Below are 16,496 nucleotides of genomic sequence, written 5' to 3' on the forward strand. Positions count from 1 at the left end.
CTGCAGCGAAATTACGCTTCAATCACATTGGTCTGAAAGGCATTTCTCCATGGGCAAGCCCATCGCACTGTTTTTTGCGTGTGCGGCACTGACGATCCTCGTCGGCTCCTTCATCGCCCCGGAAACGGGCGCGGCAGGCGGCGGCAAGTGCGCTCCGGCCTATGGAGTAGATCCTTGCGCAACGGGCTCCATACCTGGCGCCTCGACGCACTGAGCGTCAAACAATTCTCCGACATCCTGTCCAACCGGCACGTCAATTTGAAGCTGACGTGTCCGTAGCGTATTGCTGTTCGAAAGTTTTTCCTCAATACTGATCGTGGGAGAAGGGCAAAAGCCCGCCCAATTGGGAGGAGAAATCAATGGATAAGCCTGAGAAGAAGGCGCATACGCGCCGTTCGTTTCTGAAGATCAGCGCAACCGCAGGCGGAGCAGCCGCAGGCACTCTCGCGGCACCAGCCGTACTCGCACAATCACCGATCGTGATGAAGATGCAGACGTCGTGGCCGGCGTCCGACATCTGGATGGATTTTGCCCGGCAGTTCACCGAACGCGTCGACGCAATGTCCGGAGGACGGCTGACGGTCGACCTGCTGCCAGCGGGCGCAGTCGTGGGCGCCTTTCAGGTTCTGGACGCTGTCCATGACGGCGTCATCGACGCGGCCCACTCGGTTCCGGTATACTGGTACGGCAAGCACAAGGGCGCGTCTCTGTTCGGCACCGGTCCGGTCTTCGGGGGTTCGGCGACAACCATGCTGTCCTGGTTCTATGCCGGCGGCGGCGCAGAGTTCTATCGGGAACTGCAGCAGGACATCCTCGGTCTTGAGGTCGTGGGCTACCTGGGCTTTCCGATGTTCGCTCAGCCGTTCGGGTGGTTCAAGAATGAAGTCAACGCCGTCAGCGACATCAACGGCTTGAAGTACCGTACCGTCGGCCTTGCCGCGGACCTGATGCAGGCGATGGGCATGTCCGTTGCACAGCTTCCGGGTGGCGAAATCGTCCCGGCGATGGAACGAGGCGTCATTGATGCCTTCGAGTTCAACAATCCGTCGTCCGACTTGCGCTTCGGTGCCCAGGATGTCGCGAAGAACTACTACCTCTCCTCGTACCACCAGGCGTCGGAATCCTTCGAGTTCCTGTTCAATAGAGGCTTCTATGAAGATCTCGAGCCGGACCTCCAGGCCATCGTGAAGTATGCTGTCGAGGCGGCGTCCACTGCCAACACCGCGTCGGCGATGGACAACTATTCGGCCGACCTCAAGAAGTTGCAGGAGGAATCAGGCGTCAACGTGCACCGGACGTCCACGGAGATCCTGGATGCGCAGATCAAGGCCTGGGACGACCTGATTGTCGAACTCGAAAAGGACGCCTTCATGAAGAAGGTGCTCGACAGCCAGCGCGCCTGGGTGGAACGGGTCACCTATTTCGAACTGATGGCATCCCCGGACTACCAGCTCGCCTACAACCACTACTTCCCGAACAAGCTCAAGCTCTGAGCCGTTCTTGACCGCAAGTGGTAATGCCGGCAGGCGCAGGTCGCGCCTGCCGGCCCCTCTCCCATCAGGAAGACGTTCACGTCGATGATCGCATTCATCCGGTTCGCCGACGGGCTGTCGGCATGGTTCGGCAAGGCCTTCGCCTGGCTCATCCTACTGATGACCTTCGGCACGAGCTATGAGGTCTTTGTCCGCTATATTGTCGGCCGTCCCACGCCTTGGGCGCTCGACGTCTCGTTCATCATGTACGGTACGCTGTTCATGATGGGGGGCGCCTATACGCTCTCACGCGGCGGGCACGTGCGGGGCGACTTTCTCTACCGCCTATGGCGGCCGAGGACGCAGGCGACGGTCGACCTGGTTCTCTATATCTTCTTCTTTTTTCCGGGTGTCACGGCACTGATCTTCGCGGGCTGGAAGTATGCCTCGCGATCCTGGGGCTATGGCGAAGTAAGCGTCAACAGCCCGGCCGGCATCCCAATTTACCAGTTCAAGACCGCCATTGTCGCGGCGGGGATTCTCCTGTTCATCCAGGGAATCGCCCAGGTCTTCCGCTGCATCCAGTGCATACGGGACGGCTTCTGGATCGAGGCAGAAGAGGACGTGGAAGAGACCGAAACGCTCCTGATCAAGGAAAAGCAAGCCGAGCTTTCGGGAGATCAGGCATGACGGATCCCCAAGTCGCGCTCCTGATGCTCGGGCTCTTCATCTTCGTGGTGTTTCTCGGGTTTCCGATTGCCTTCACGCTCATGGCGATGGGCATCGGCTTCGGCTACTATGCCTATTTCGAACCGAACCGCATGTGGCGCTCCTTCAACCGGCTGGACGAAACGGCAGGGTGGTGGGACAGCACCAGCCTGTGGATCGAGGGCTTCTTCAATAACCGGGTCTTCGATCTCTTCATCAACCAGACCTACACGGTGATGGCGAACGACGTCCTGACAGCCGTGCCATTGTTCCTGTTCATGGGCTACATCGTCGAACGGGCGAACATCGTCGACCGCCTGTTCAGCACCTTGAATATCGCCTCGAAGAATATTCCAGGATCGATGGGCGTCGCCGCCCTCGTCACCTGCGCGCTCTTCGCGACGGCGACAGGGATCGTGGGTGCAGTGGTGACCCTGATGGGCCTGCTGGCGCTGCCGGCAATGCTGAAGGCGCGCTACGACCACTCGTTCGCGACCGGCATCATCTGCGCCGGGGGAACGCTCGGGATCCTGATCCCGCCGTCGATCATGCTAATCGTCTATGCGGCAGCGTCAGGGACATCGATCGTGCGCCTCTACTCGGCGGCCCTGCTGCCGGGCCTTACCCTCGTGGGACTCTACCTGATCTATATTGTCGGGCGCTCGATCCTGCAGCCGAGCGTGGCGCCCAAGCCGACGGCCGAAGAAGTGCCGGATGTCCCGTTCTTGAAGCTCACCTTGATGATCGTGACCTCGTTCCTGCCGCTGGCCGTCCTCATCCTGGCAGTGCTGGGTTCGATTCTCTTCGGGCTGGCGACGCCCACCGAAGCGGCCGCGATCGGAGCACTCGGCGGCATGGTTCTCGCTGTGCTCTATAGAGCGATGAGTTGGGACCGTCTCAGGCAAAGTGTCTATCTCACAGTTCGAACCACGGCGATGGTCTGCTGGCTCTTCGTCGGCTCCTACACCTTCTCCTCCGTCTTCTCCTACCTCGGTGGAGAGCACGTGATTTCCGAGTTCGTGCGAGGCCTGGATCTGACGCCGTTCCAGTTCCTGCTGCTGGCGCAGCTGATCATCTTCCTCCTGGGCTGGCCGCTGGAGTGGTCGGAGATCATCATCATCTTCGTACCGATCTTCCTGCCGCTCCTCGACATGTTCGGCATCGATCCACTGTTCTTCGGTATATTGGTGGCGCTCAACCTGCAGACCTCGTTCCTGACACCGCCGATGGCGATGTCAGCCTACTACCTGAAGGGGATCGCGCCGCCGGAGGTGCGGCTGACACAGATCTTCAAGGGTGTGCTGCCCTTCGTGTTCATGGTCTTCATCAGCATGGCGCTGATGTACATGTTCCCGCAGATCGTGTTCTACCTGCCAGAACAATTCTATGGCCGATGACATCGCTCTCCACCGGCGCTTCTCCCGGTGGAGTCAGGTCCAATAAGGTCCGTAAGGGGACCGATCGATGAAAGGAGTGGCAGATGCTAGACCGCCTTCTCGCCTTGCTGGGGTTCTCCGTGTTCTGCGGGTTCCTTGCCATCCTCGTCTGGAAGGTGCCTCGCGCAGACCTTATCGTGCTGGTGGCCATCACCATTGCCATGGCCGGCTACGACCTCTTCTTCTACCACGGGCGCGACGACCACGGCTGAGTCATCAGCCAAAGATCAGCAGCCCTATCAGGCCTGCCGTTCCGACGGCAATCCGCCACCAGGCAAACGGCGCATAGCCGCGGCTTGACACGAAATCCAGGAGCGAGCGGACCACCGCCAGCGCCATGACGAAGGCCGCGGTGAAGCCGATGGCGATGACGATGCCATCATCAAAGCGGATGAGCTCCCGGTTCTTGTAGAGATCGAGGGTGAACGCACCGAGCATTGTCGGCATGGCGAGGAAGAAGGAAAATTCCGCCGCCGACCGTTTGTCGGTCCCCATCAGCAGTGAGCCGACGATGGTAGCACCGGACCGCGAGGTTCCCGGAACCATGGCAAGGCACTGGAACAGGCCGATCTTGAAGGCAAGCGACGGCGGATAATCCATGATGTCCGTGTATTTCGGATGGATCGCCATGCGATCCACCGCAAGCAGCACGAAGCCGCCCAGGATGAGCACGATGCAGATGAGCATCGGCGTCTCGAACAGGATCGTCTTGATGAAGTCATGGGCGAGCGCCCCGATGACTGCAGCCGGCAGGAAGGCGAGCAGGACCGTCAGTACGAATCGCCGTGCCTTCCCGGAGGTCGGCAAGGCCGTGGCGATCTCCCAGAGCTTGCGGAAGTAGACGAGCAGGATCGCCAGGATGGCGCCCAACTGGATAAGCACCGCAAATGTGTTGCCGGGCGATTCGAAGCCGAGGAAGTGACCAGCCAGAAGAACATGTGCCGTCGACGACACGGGGATGAACTCCGTCAGGCCCTCGATTATGCCCAGTACGAGAGCGCTGATGATCGATTGTTCCGGCATTCTTCACCCTTTGTTTGATGGTCGGTCGGCAGGATCCGGAACCCATGGTGGCTGTCTGCTTGCCATGCCCCTTACCAAAACCGTATAGCTGGGCTATTGCGGCGCCTCGAGAAACGGCCAGCCCCTCCTATACAAAAATTGTAAAGCTCACGTATCGATGCCTACGCTCTTCCATCACCCGATGTCTTCCAGCTCGCGCTTCGTCCGGCTTATCCTGTCGGAGTACGGTTTTCCAGTGGAGCTGATCGAAGAGCAGCCATGGGAGAAGCGTCGGGAATTCCTGGCGCTCAATCCGGCCGCGACGCTCCCCGTCTATGTCGACGACAGCATGCGCGCCCTCTGTGGACCCGCCGTGCTGATGGAATTCCTGGACGAAACGCACGGCGTCCTGAAGCGTGACCGGAGGCTCTTTGCGGAAGACCCTTTCCAGCGGGCCGAGATCCGGCGGCTGACGGAGTGGTTCCTCGCCAAGATGGAGCAGGATGTGACCCGCCCTCTGGTACGCGAGCGTGTCTACAAGCTGCAGATGACCGCGGCGCAGGGCGGAGGAGCCCCGGACTCGAAAGCGCTTCGAACAGCGCGTTCCAATATCCGACAGCACATGAAGTACCTTTCCTGGCTGGCCGGCTCGCGCCCTTGGCTTGCAGGCGACCGGTTGACATATGCCGATCTCGCTGCGGCCGCATGCATTTCGGTCCTGGACTATCTCGGCGAGATCGACTGGGCCGAAACGCCGATTGGCAAGGAATGGTATCAACGCCTGAAATCCCGCCCCTCCTTCCGACCGCTGCTGGCCGAGAGAGTGCGCGGCCTGACACCGGTTTCCCACTATGCGGACCTCGACTTCTGAGATCACGGCAGGCCGTCCCGATGCCCAAGTTCGGCGTCGGGAGAAGCTGACCGCCTTCATCAAGGCGGAAGCCATGGCGCACGGTTTCGACCTCTGCCGCATCACCCATGCCGGCAGCATTCCGGAAGCTCCCAAACGTCTGGATGTCTATCTGTCCGACGGCCATCACGGCACGATGGAGTGGATGGAGGAAACGCGCGACCGACGCAGTGATCCGCGAACGCTCTGGCCTGACGTCCGCTCGGTCGTCATGTTCGGACTGAACTACGGCCCTGATGAAGACCCTCGCGCGCTGCAGGAACAGAAGGACCGCGGCGCGATATCGGTCTATGCCCGCAATCGCGATTACCACGATGTCATCAAAGGCCGCTTGAAAGAGATCGCCACGCGCTTCGCTGCTCGGGCCGGTGAGGACGTCAAGGTCTTCGTCGACACTGCGCCGGTCATGGAAAAGCCGCTTGCCGCCGCAGCCGGTCTTGGATGGCAGGGCAAGCACACCAATCTGGTCAGCCGCAGTCATGGTTCCTGGCTCTTCCTCGGCAGCCTGTTCACGACCGCCGATCTCGATATCGATGAGCCGCAGATTGACCATTGCGGCTCCTGCCGCGCCTGCGTCGACGCTTGTCCGACAGCCGCCTTCCCTGCTCCTTACCGGCTCGATGCACGCCGCTGCATCTCCTATCTGACGATTGAGCACAAGGGACCGATCGATCCTGAGCTTCGGCCACTGATCGGCAACCGCATCTATGGCTGTGATGACTGCCTGGCCGCCTGCCCCTGGAACAAGTTTGCTGTTAGTGCATCGGAAATGAAGCTGAAGGCCAGGGAGGACCTGAAGGCACCTACGCTTTCCTTCCTGCTCACGCTCGACGACCCGCAGTTCCGCAGCTTCTTCAGCGGCTCCCCGGTCAAGCGCATCGGACGGGACCGCTTCGTCCGCAATGCTCTGATAGCGGCGGGAAATTCCGGTGATGGGGCACTGATCCAACCGTGCCTGAATCTGGCGGAGGATTCGTCGCCGGTGGTTCGCGGTATGGCCGTGTGGGCGCTCAAGCGGCTGATGCCGCCGCAGGAGTTTAAGCAGCTCGCTCTTTTGCGAAAAGATGAGCAGGACCCCTATGTCCTGGATGAGTGGCAGTTGGCAGGAGCGGCATGATGCGAATGATGGTCTTCGGGTGCGGCTATTCGGGTAGGGCCATCGCGCGGGCAGCCATGGAGACCGGTGCGAAGGTCTTCGGCACGAGCCGGACTGGCGAGAAGGCGGAAGCACTGGCTGCGCAAGGTGTCGAAGCTTTCGTCTTCGATGGCACGGCCATTGATCAACCCTTGGAGCATGCGCTGTCGCAGGTCACGCATCTCGTCCAATCGATACCGCCGGGTGCGGGCGGGGACCCTGTGCTTAGCCTTGCAAGCGACCGTCTGGCCGCGCTCTGCCCCAGGCTCACATGGGTGGGTTATCTCTCAACCATCGGCGTCTATGGCGACCAGGCGGGCGGCTGGGTCGATGAGGAAACGCCCTGCAACCCCGCCCCCGGCCGTTCCCGGGAAAGGGTCGAGGCCGAGAAAGCCTGGCTCGCCGCGGGCGAGGCGATCGGCGTGCCTGTCGCGGTGCTGCGGCTATCCGGCATCTACGGGCCAGGCCGCAATGCCTTCGTCAATCTCAAGCGCGGTACCGCGCGCCGGATCGTCAAGAAGGATCAGGTGTTCAATCGCATCCGTGTCGAGGACATAGCGCGTGCCGCCCTTTTTCTGGCTCAGTCCGGCCACGGCGGCACTTTCAACGTCACGGATGACGAGCCGGCGGCACCCCAGGACGTCATTGCCGAAGCTGCGCGGCTGATGGGGGTCGAGCCGCCTACCGAACAACCGTTCGAGACCGCCGAGATGACCGCAATGGCACGCTCCTTCTACGGCTCGAACAAGCGCGTCTCCAATAAGCGGATCAGCGATCTGGGCTTTCAGTTCCTATACCCGGACTACCGCATGTCTCTCAATCACCTGTGGGTGAGCCGCACATGGGATGGCGAGCTTCCGCTTCGAAAGGGATGAAATATTCATCCGGTGGGCGTTCGAGGGGCGAAAAGGGAGGCCTCACACCCATTTCCGTGCAAAGATTTCGTCTTAATTGATGTACGGGGGCATCCTCAGCAAAAAAATTTCAAGCAATTTCGTGAAGTTCTTCCCCAGCGCCCGGGCCCGAAACTCGGTTTCAATTTGAGCTTGTTTTACAGGGTTTTTACCACTCCTCCTCCTAAACCCGCCTGTTTCATAGCCACAAATGCAATCCGGATTGTTTCATGATGTAACATTCCGTGATCGTATTGCGCACTTTTTCGCCAATTTTCACCCCGCTTAACCGTTCCCGCACGCCATGTGCCGACATCCATCGACGGGGACAAAGACTTGACGACAATTCGAAACTCGATTTTCGCCGCGGCTGCCTTTGCTGCCTTCGCAACCTTCGGCACTGCATCCGCTCACGCTGCGCCCGGTTGCGGCCACGCCTCCTGGTATGCTTTGACGTCGAAGACGGCCTCCGGGGAGCGTATGAACCCGGCCAAGCTGACTGCGGCACACCGTTCGCTGCCTTTCGGCACGAAGGTGAAGGTGACCAACAAGCGAAACGGCAAGAGCGTGATCGTACGCATCAACGACCGCGGACCGTTCATCAAGGGCCGCGTTATCGACGTGTCCAAGGCCGCCGCCCAGAACATTGGCATGGTCCGCTCCGGCACCGCGCAGGTCTGTTTCCAGATTGTCGACGCCGGCAATGGAAAGGCCTCCGGCAAGGGCGTCAAGGGCAGCTGAAGCTACTGGTACTTGCTCTTGCCGTCGATGATGGTTAGGACCCGCGCAGACGGGTTCAACCGGAGCGGAGACTGACATGCGATTGGGCGGACGGCTCAGTGGAGCCATCGATGTGCTGAGGGACATCGAAGACAGAAGGCGCCCTGTCGCGGATGCGCTGAAGGACTGGGGCCTGGCTCATCGTTTCGCCGGTTCCGGCGATCGTGCCGCAATCGGCAACATTGTCTACGACGCGCTGCGCATGCGCCTCTCGCATGCGTTCCTGATGGACGACGATGGGCCGGCGGCCCTCGCCTATGCGGTCCTCATCCGGCAGTGGGGGTTGACGCCTGAAGCCCTCTCCGCCGAGTTCGCCGATGACCGCTTCGCTCCGCCACTCCTCACCGAGGCGAACCTCGCGGCCCTTTCCTCCCGTAATCTCGACGATGCCCCCCTGCATGTGCAGGGCGACATTCCGGACTGGACTCAGCCGTCCTTCGAAGCGGCATTCGGCGGGGACTGGCTGGCGGAGGCCAGGGCATTGGCGGAACGTCCGACCCTCGATTTGCGCGCCAATACGCTGAAGGCATCGCGCGAGAAGGTCGGGAAGGCGCTTGACCGCTCCGGAGCCATCCCGGCGCCGATTGCCCGCAACGGGATCAGGATACCCGCCGGAGAAGGAGCGTCGCGGCTGCCGAACGTCACCGCCGAACTTTCGTTCCAGAAGGGCTGGTTCGAGGTGCAGGATGAGGGGTCCCAGATCGTCTCCGAGCTGGTTCAGCCGCCCGAGCACGCCCAGGTGCTCGATTTCTGCGCCGGCGGCGGTGGCAAGACGCTGGCCATGGCAGCGGCGATGAACAACAAGGGCCAGGTCCACGCCTATGATGCCGACCGCAAGCGGTTGGCGCCGATCATCGAGCGGCTCCGCCGCGCCGGGACTCGCAATGTCCAGGTTCATGACGATGCTCGCCAGCTCGATCAGTTCAGGGAGAAGCTGGATGTTGTCCTGGTGGATGCGCCCTGCACCGGCACGGGCACCTGGCGCCGGCGCCCGGATACGAAATGGCGGCTGACGCCGCGTAATCTCGAGGAACGCGTCGCGCAACAGCAGGAAGCGCTTGGTGAGGCGGCTGCCTTCGTCAAGCCTGGTGGCAGCCTCGTATACGTCACCTGCTCAGTCCTGCCCGAAGAGAATGATGGTCAGATCGAGCGCTTCTGCGAGACACACCCCGAATTTTCTCCCGAACCCGTCTTGCAGAACTGGAACGGCCTGTTCGGCGGCGACACACGGCGTCCCCGCAGCCGTGACGGAAAGATGTTGACGCTGACCCCGGCCAGCACCGGCACGGATGGTTTCTTCTTCTGCCGGATGCGCCGGCAGCCCTCCACGGTTTGACAGCCGTCAAGGGAATGACAGCATTTCAAATCGTTCTAAACTAGATGATTTGACACCAGTTTTCATTTGCGCCATGCACGTCCCGCGCAGCCGAGGGAAGAGGCTGCCGAAGGAGGGACCATGATCCGCAAGAAATTCTTCAGCGCGGCCTTCGCGCTTCTGGCCGCCTCAGCGGCCTTTCCGGTGGCGTCGGCTGCCGCTGCAACGGAGCCGGCTGCTGTCGTGCAGCATTATGCAGAGCTGGCGCACGCTAAGTACCAAGACTCCTTGATGACAGCCAAGGCGCTTGATGTGGCCATCGACGCACTGATCGCGCAGCCGAGCGAGGAAACGTTGAAGGCCGCACGCGAGGCCTGGATTGCTGCACGGGTTCCCTACCAGCAGAGCGAAGTCTACCGCTTCGGCAATCCGATCGTGGACGAATGGGAAGGCAAGGTGAATGCCTGGCCCCTCGACGAGGGCTTGATCGACTACGTCGATGCTTCCTACGGCACCGAAAGCGACAGCAATGCCCTCTATGTCGCCAACGTGGTTGCCAACCCGAAGCTCAGCGTGAACGGCGAGGAAATCGACGCCAGCAGCATCACGCCTGAGCTGCTCCGCAGCCTGCATGAGGCCGGCGAGATCGAAGCCAATGTCGCGACCGGCTACCATGCGGTCGAATTCCTGCTCTGGGGTCAGGACCTCAACGGCACCGATGCCGGAGCCGGCAACCGGTCCCACACCGATTTCGACACAGCAAAGTGCACCAACGGCAATTGCGACCGGCGCGCAGCCTATCTGAAGGCTGCATCCGAACTGCTGATCTCCGACCTGGAGGAGATGGTTGCCGCCTGGGCGCCGGAAGGTGAGGCTGCCAAGGCCGTAACCGCCGATCCGCAGGCCGGCATCCGCGCCATGCTGACCGGCATGGGCTCGCTGTCCTATGGGGAACTTGCCGGCGAGCGCATGAAGCTCGGGCTGCTGCTCCACGACCCCGAAGAAGAGCATGACTGCTTCTCCGACAACACGCATGCCTCACATCTCAACGACGCCATCGGCATCGCTTCGGCATACACGGGCGAGTACAGCCGTGCCGACGGCACGAAGATGACCGGTCCATCGCTGTCGGACCTGGTTGCTGCCAAGGATGCGGCGCTCGATGCGGAAGTGAAGGCAAAGCTTGACACAACGCTTGCCGCCATGAATGCCATGGCCGAGCGGGCAGAAGGTGGCGAAGCCTATGACCAGATGATCGGCGAGGGCAATGCGGAGGGCAACGCCATCGTCCAGGCGGCGATCGACGGACTGATCGACCAAACCCGCTCGATCGAACGCGTCATTGCGTCGCTGGACCTCGGCGCTATCACGCTTGAAGGTTCCGACAGCCTTGATAATCCTGACGCCGTTTTCCAATAAGACATGAGGAAGGCCGTTCCGACCGGACGGCCTGTACCACCAATGAGAGCGCTCAAAGCCAGCCTTTTTCTGTTGCCGATCCTGTCGAGCGCTCTCCTTCTGACTCCACTGGTGGCGATTTCTGAAGACACGCGCTTTCCGAATGAACGCACCGATCTTTCGCCAAAGGACAGGAAGCGCGTCGCCAGCGTGACGCGCGTCACCGGAGATTTCTCCAAGGCCGAGAATTTTGAGACCATGCAGGGCGGTGCGGCGACCACCAAGGCGATCGTCAACGGGGATGCCTTCTCGCATTTCTCGGCCAATCTCACCTTCGCGGAGGAGGAGGAATTCAAACTCGGCAACGCGCTCTTTCGCAAGCTGTGGGTCTCCTCACCCTCTTCGACCCAGGCCTCCGATGGGCTGGGTCCGCTGTTCAACGCCCGGGCTTGCCAGAGCTGCCATCTGAAGGACGGCCGTGGGCATCCTCCTGAAGGTGCGGCCGACGCAACCTCCATGTTCCTCCGGCTCGCCCGCCCGGCCCGAACGGAAGAGGAAAAGACGCTCATTGCCCGCCACGAGGCGCTGAACTTCCCCGACCTAACTTACGGCAAGCAGTTACAGGACCTTGCCGTCCCCGGGCTGAAATCCGAAGGGTCGATGGCGATCTCCTATGAGGAGGTCCAGATGACGCTTGCGGACGGCGAGGTCGTGTCGCTGCGCAAGCCGACCTATTCGGTGAAGGACCTGAGCTACGGTCCGCTGGACCCGGACGTGACCCTGTCGCCGCGGATTGCTCCGCCGATGATCGGCATGGGTCTGATCCAGGCGATCCACGAGGCCGATATCCTCGCTAATGCAGATCCGGATGATGAGGACGGCGACGGCATCTCCGGCAAGCCTGCCCTGGTCCGCGACCATCGTACACGGGAACTGAAGCTCGGGCGCTTCGGATTCAAGGCGCAGAACGCTTCTGTCCGCGACCAGTCCGCTTCCGCCTTCGTCGGCGATCTCGGCATTTCCAATCCGGATGCTCCGTTTCATCACGGCGACTGCACGAGCGCCCAGACCGACTGCTTTGCGCGCGCCTCGGGCGTGCAGGAGCGGCTGGGTGATACGGAGGCGCCCGATCCGGTTCTGGAACTCGTAACTTTCTACTCCGAGAACCTCGCTGTCCCCGCCCGTCGTGAACCGGGAGATACCAAGGTTCTCAAGGGCAAGGAACTGTTCTACCAATCGGGCTGCGTCTCCTGCCACACACCGAAATTCGTGACCCGCCGCGACGCGGAGAACAAGGCGCATGCCTTCCAACTGATCTGGCCCTATTCCGACTTCCTGCTGCACGACATGGGCGAAGGCCTGGCCGACGGGCAGCAGGTCGGGGTCGCCGATGGGCGGGAATGGCGCACGCAGCCGCTCTGGGGCATCGGCTTGACGAAAACCGTCAACGAGCACACGTTCTTCCTCCATGACGGCCGGGCCCGCAACCTCACCGAGGCGATCCTCTGGCATGGTGGCGAGGCTGAGGCTGCCCGCGATGCCTTTGCCTCCCTCGACAAGGACGACCGCACGGCGCTGCTTGCCTTCCTGGAGTCGCTTTGATGCTGAACGCCCTTTCCACCGCCGCCCTGGGAGCTCTCGCATTCGCATCCGTGGCCGTGGCGCAGGAAGAGGCCATCAGTCCCACCTTTCCGGAACCGGAAGCCATCCGGCAGGTCATTGAAAAGGCCGTCGACGGCTTCATCCGGGAGGGCTACCGTGTCTTCCAGCTTGCAGCGGGTGATCTCGCCGAAGATATGGCATCGCTATGCAGCGCGCCTTCGCCGGCTTCACTTGCTGCCGCGAAAAATGGTTTTGCGAAGGCTGCTCGAAGCTGGGCGAGGATCGAGATCGTCCGGACCGGTCCGGCCATCGAGGAAAACCGCCTGGAGCGCATCCTCTTCTATCCGGACCGCAAGAGCACCGGCCTGAAGCAGGTTCAGGCGTTGCTGGCGAAGCCGGACGATGCGGCCACGGAGGTCGCGAGCCTGAAAGGCAAGAGCGTCGCAATGCAGGGCTTCGGCGCCCTGGAGTTCGTGCTCGCCGGCACGGGTTCCGAGAGCCTGACCGGCCCTGAGGGAAATTTCCGCTGCCGCTATGGCCGTGCGGTAGCGCAGAACATTAAGCAGATCGCTTCCGAGCTGGCGGCGAAGTGGGATGCAGCGGACGGGATCCAGCACCACTGGAAGAACCCGGGGCCAGACAATCCCCTGTTCCGCACGGAACAGGAGGCGATGACGGCACTGCTCGGCATTCTGGTCCATGGTGCCGAGATGGTGCGAGACCAGCGGATCGAGACCTTCTACCGAGGCGAGGACAAGCCGGTTTTTCCGAAGCAGGCGATCTTCTGGCGCTCACAGAACACCTGGACGATGGTGGCAGGCAACCTAGAGGGCCTGCGGGACCTCATCCGGGTATCTGAACTTGTCGACCTGCTTCCTTCCGACCAGTACTCCCTCGTCGGCTCCATCGATTTCGTCCTCAAGTCGATGATGGGGGTGGTCGAGGAGATGAACCCCGACATCGAAGCCGCCGTCGCCGACACTGCGGAGCGGCAGAAGCTCGATTTCCTGCTGGTGAACGGCCGCGACCTGATCGACCGGCTGAACGACCAGTATGGCGGCGCGATCGGCCTGACGTCCGGCTTCTCTTTCTCGGACGGAGACTGAGGATGGCCTGGCGCAGCGACCTCATCGACCGCCGCAGTTTCCTGAGAGCCGCCGGCGTCGGTTTTGCGGCAGCGCTTGGGCCGCGCTCGCTGATGGCGCTCGAGCGATGCGATGCCGTCTATGCCTCAGGCTTTCGTGCGCCGGATGGCTCCTTCGGCCTCGCGACCGTCTCCGAACGCGGGGAGATCATCGACCGCACCCTCCTCCCCGCCCGCTCCCACGGCATGGCCTTCAGCCCGACAACCCGCCGGCTGGTTGCCTTTGCCCGCAGGCCCGGCACCTTCGCCGTGGTGACCGATCCGTTCGGCAGGATGGAACCCATCGTCCTGTCCGCGCCCGAGGGGCGGCACTACTATGGCCACGGCGCCTTTTCTCCAGACGGGCGCCTGCTCTATGCCAGCGAGAACGACTTCGATGGCAATCGCGGCATGATCGGCATCTATGATGCGGCAGACGGCTTCCGCCGTATCGGCGAGTTCGACGCGCACGGCATAGGTACCCATGACATGACCGTCTCGGACGACGGTACAATGCTGGTGATCGCCAATGGCGGCATCGAGACTCATCCGGATTTCGGTCGAACGAAGCTCAATCTCGACCACATGGAGCCGTCGCTGGTGCTGCTTGGGGCGAGCGACGGCCGGCTCATCCAGAAGCACGCACTGCCGCCGGCGCTGCGTCAATTGTCCACCCGCCACATCGCCTTGGGAGACGGTGGGCAGATCTGGTTTGCCTGCCAGTGGGAGGGTCCGCGCGATGCCCGGCCGCCGCTTGTCGGGCACCTTGGCCGGGGTGAGGATCTGACATTCACACCATTGCCGGCGAACGTGACCGACGGCCTTGCCAATTACGTGGGAGCGATCGCCGTGAATCGACGCGATGGCATCGTCGGGGTGACCTCACCCAAGGGTGGCCGGGCAGTCAGCCTCGATGCGAGGACCGGCGAAGTCGTGCGGGAGCAGGCGGTCGTCGACGCTGCAGGCATCGCGCCGTCGAGCACAGGTTTTGCCGTCTCCTCCTATCGCGGCAGTTTCGACGACAGCCGCAGCCCCGTCGCCTGGGACCAGCACATCGTGCGGCTCGCGTGAAGGGACTGGCGCAAGGAACCGTGCGCCCTATGTTCCCGCCCATGAAGAAATCGCTCACCTACATCCTGTTCATCGCCGTCATTGTCGGGCTCGGCGCCCTCAGCGGCGTCAGCAATATGCCCGGCGAGTGGTACCAGTCACTGGAGAAGCCGTTCTTCCAGCCACCGCCATGGATCTTCGGCCCGGTCTGGACCACGCTCTACGTGTTGATCGCGATTGCCGGAGCGCGCACCTGGCTTCAGGCACCGGCCTCGGGACGCATGCAGGTCTGGTTCATGCAGATGATCCTGAACTTTCTCTGGTCACCTGCCTTCTTCGGCTACCAGAGCCCGATCCTCGGCTTGGTCGTGATCATCCCGCTCCTCGTCGCCATCCTTGCCTTCATCCGCCTCAGTTGGAACGCCGACCGGGTCTCCGCCTGGCTCTTCGTGCCCTATGCGGCGTGGGTCACCTTTGCGACACTGCTCAATCTCTCCATCGCCGTGCTGAACTGAGCGGAAACCTGCTCCTGCTTGCTTGGCGGTCGGCGGCATGCCAATTTCGCAATCGCGAAGAGGGTACGAGATGGATGACACCGACGATTTCCGCGAGCGGATCAGGCAGAGCTTCGGTCGCCAGCCGGCGATGGAGACGATAGGTGCGACACTCACCCGTATCGAGCAGGCGATGGTCGAGATCGAGTTGCCGTTCGACCCTAAGCTGACGCAACAGCACGGTCTCCTGCACGGCGGCATCATTTCCACTGCCCTCGACACGGCATGTACGTATGCGGCCTTCTCCGTGATCCCGGTCGACGCTTCGCTGCTGACGATCGAGTTCAAGGTCAATCTCATGTCGCCCGGTCGCGGCGAACGCTTCCTCTTCCACGGGGAGATCACCAAGCCCGGCTCGACCATCATCGTCGCGGACGGGCGTGCCTATGCGATCAGCGACGGGCCGGCGAAGCTGATTGCTTCGATGACGGCAACGATGATGGTGGTGCGCGGCCGGGAGGACATCGTCGGATGAAAGTTCACCTGACCCGGGCGGGCGGCAAGACCTTGCTGTTCGTGATGGCGGTGGACGCGGAGTATGGCGTGCATCTGCGCCAGCGGATCGTTCCACTGATGACGGGCGTCGGTCCGGTCGAGGCGGCCGTCGTCCTGACTCATGCCCTCACGCGGCTGGAGGCATCGGGTGACCGCCCCGATCTGGTTGTCTCCCTTGGATCTGCCGGTTCGCGTAGCCTGGAGCAGACAGGCATCTATCAGGTCGCCTCCGTTGCCTACCGCGACATGGATGCTTCGCCGCTCGGCTTCGAGAAGGGCAGGACACCGTTTCTCGATCACCCCGCAACGATCGAACTCCCTCACCGTATCCCCGGCATTCCCACGGCCGCGCTCTCCACCGGAGGCAAGATCATTTCGGGTCCTGCCTATGACGGGATCGAAGCGGACATGGTGGACATGGAAACCTTCGCCCTGCTGCGAAGCTGCCACCGGTTCGGCCTCCCACTGATCGGCCTTCGCGGCATCTCCGACGGCAAGGAGGACCTCAAGCATGTCGGTGACTGGACGGAATACCTGCATGTGATCGACGAGAAGCTCGCCGTGGCCGTCGATCGCCTTCTCGATGCCCTGGAGAGCGGCGAATTGAACCCCTGACGCAGTTG

At 62.0% G+C, this 16,496-nt stretch carries 18 protein-coding genes; 17 read left to right on the top strand and 1 reads right to left on the bottom strand.

Annotated features, from left to right (window positions below; genetic code table 11):
• The first annotated feature begins 49 nt into the window (after positions 1–49).
• The 5 genes from ACEPP2_RS03080 to ACEPP2_RS03100 all read left to right on the top strand — a co-directional run bounded on the left by ACEPP2_RS03080 (position 50) and on the right by ACEPP2_RS03100 (position 3,828).
• Positions 50–214: a hypothetical protein gene (locus tag ACEPP2_RS03080; protein ID WP_395515748.1), complete on the top strand. Its 165-nt coding sequence runs from the start codon at positions 50–52 to the stop codon at positions 212–214.
• Between the two features lie 145 nt (positions 215–359).
• A complete protein-coding gene (locus tag ACEPP2_RS03085) occupies positions 360–1,493 on the top strand; it encodes a TRAP transporter substrate-binding protein (protein WP_077547407.1) in 1,134 nt (377 codons plus the stop codon).
• 84 nt (positions 1,494–1,577) lie between these two features.
• Entirely contained in the window at positions 1,578–2,162 is a 585-nt protein-coding gene (locus ACEPP2_RS03090; protein ID WP_077547406.1) for a TRAP transporter small permease subunit, read from the top strand.
• Entirely contained in the window at positions 2,159–3,577 is a 1,419-nt protein-coding gene (locus ACEPP2_RS03095; RefSeq protein ID WP_395515749.1) for a TRAP transporter large permease, read from the top strand. Before ACEPP2_RS03090 ends, ACEPP2_RS03095 begins: the two co-directional genes overlap by 4 nt.
• Positions 3,578–3,660: 83 nt before the next feature.
• On the top strand, positions 3,661–3,828 hold the full coding sequence (locus tag ACEPP2_RS03100) for a hypothetical protein (protein WP_172972382.1): 168 nt from the start codon (positions 3,661–3,663) through the stop codon (positions 3,826–3,828).
• Positions 3,829–3,832: 4 nt separating this feature from the next.
• Here ACEPP2_RS03100 and ACEPP2_RS03105 read toward each other — a convergent pair whose 3' ends face one another.
• Complete coding sequence (locus ACEPP2_RS03105) at positions 3,833–4,639, bottom strand: undecaprenyl-diphosphate phosphatase (protein WP_395515750.1); 807 nt, start codon at positions 4,637–4,639, stop codon at positions 3,833–3,835.
• A 157-nt stretch (positions 4,640–4,796) separates the two neighbouring features.
• Between ACEPP2_RS03105 and ACEPP2_RS03110 the strand changes: the two genes are divergently transcribed.
• The 12 genes from ACEPP2_RS03110 to ACEPP2_RS03165 all read left to right on the top strand — a co-directional run bounded on the left by ACEPP2_RS03110 (position 4,797) and on the right by ACEPP2_RS03165 (position 16,488).
• The gene (locus ACEPP2_RS03110) at positions 4,797–5,489 is read left to right on the top strand and encodes a glutathione S-transferase family protein (RefSeq protein WP_281978185.1); all 693 of its coding nucleotides are present in this window, start codon (positions 4,797–4,799) and stop codon (positions 5,487–5,489) included.
• Entirely contained in the window at positions 5,470–6,645 is a 1,176-nt protein-coding gene (queG, locus tag ACEPP2_RS03115; protein ID WP_142588576.1) for a tRNA epoxyqueuosine(34) reductase QueG, read from the top strand. Before ACEPP2_RS03110 ends, queG begins: the two co-directional genes overlap by 20 nt.
• Positions 6,645–7,538, top strand: a complete 894-nt coding sequence (locus ACEPP2_RS03120) for an SDR family oxidoreductase (protein WP_077547401.1) — start codon at positions 6,645–6,647, stop codon at positions 7,536–7,538. Before queG ends, ACEPP2_RS03120 begins: the two co-directional genes overlap by 1 nt.
• A 354-nt stretch (positions 7,539–7,892) precedes the next feature.
• The gene (locus ACEPP2_RS03125) at positions 7,893–8,297 is read left to right on the top strand and encodes a septal ring lytic transglycosylase RlpA family protein (protein WP_139346172.1); all 405 of its coding nucleotides are present in this window, start codon (positions 7,893–7,895) and stop codon (positions 8,295–8,297) included.
• A 76-nt stretch (positions 8,298–8,373) separates the two neighbouring features.
• Complete coding sequence (locus ACEPP2_RS03130) at positions 8,374–9,672, top strand: RsmB/NOP family class I SAM-dependent RNA methyltransferase (protein WP_281978187.1); 1,299 nt, start codon at positions 8,374–8,376, stop codon at positions 9,670–9,672.
• A 120-nt stretch (positions 9,673–9,792) separates the two neighbouring features.
• On the top strand, positions 9,793–11,070 hold the full coding sequence (locus tag ACEPP2_RS03135) for an imelysin family protein (protein WP_395515751.1): 1,278 nt from the start codon (positions 9,793–9,795) through the stop codon (positions 11,068–11,070).
• A gap of 42 nt (positions 11,071–11,112) precedes the next feature.
• Positions 11,113–12,651 carry a di-heme oxidoreductase family protein gene (locus ACEPP2_RS03140; protein ID WP_395515752.1) on the top strand — a complete coding sequence of 513 codons (1,539 nt, stop codon included), beginning with the start codon at positions 11,113–11,115 and terminating at the stop codon, positions 12,649–12,651.
• Positions 12,651–13,757 carry an imelysin family protein gene (locus ACEPP2_RS03145; RefSeq protein ID WP_395515753.1) on the top strand — a complete coding sequence of 369 codons (1,107 nt, stop codon included), beginning with the start codon at positions 12,651–12,653 and terminating at the stop codon, positions 13,755–13,757. Before ACEPP2_RS03140 ends, ACEPP2_RS03145 begins: the two co-directional genes overlap by 1 nt.
• A 2-nt stretch (positions 13,758–13,759) precedes the next feature.
• Positions 13,760–14,845, top strand: a complete 1,086-nt coding sequence (locus ACEPP2_RS03150; RefSeq protein ID WP_077547396.1) for a DUF1513 domain-containing protein — start codon at positions 13,760–13,762, stop codon at positions 14,843–14,845.
• Positions 14,846–14,886: 41 nt separating this feature from the next.
• Complete coding sequence (locus tag ACEPP2_RS03155) at positions 14,887–15,339, top strand: TspO/MBR family protein (RefSeq protein ID WP_395515754.1); 453 nt, start codon at positions 14,887–14,889, stop codon at positions 15,337–15,339.
• Positions 15,340–15,409: 70 nt separating this feature from the next.
• Positions 15,410–15,853, top strand: a complete 444-nt coding sequence (locus ACEPP2_RS03160) for a PaaI family thioesterase (protein ID WP_077547395.1) — start codon at positions 15,410–15,412, stop codon at positions 15,851–15,853.
• Entirely contained in the window at positions 15,850–16,488 is a 639-nt protein-coding gene (locus tag ACEPP2_RS03165) for a 5'-methylthioadenosine/S-adenosylhomocysteine nucleosidase (RefSeq protein ID WP_077547394.1), read from the top strand. Before ACEPP2_RS03160 ends, ACEPP2_RS03165 begins: the two co-directional genes overlap by 4 nt.
• Positions 16,489–16,496: the final 8 nt, after the last annotated feature.

This window comes from Pseudorhizobium flavum (assembly GCF_044142885.1).
Taxonomy (GTDB): Bacteria; Pseudomonadota; Alphaproteobacteria; order Rhizobiales; family Rhizobiaceae; genus Neorhizobium; species Neorhizobium flavum.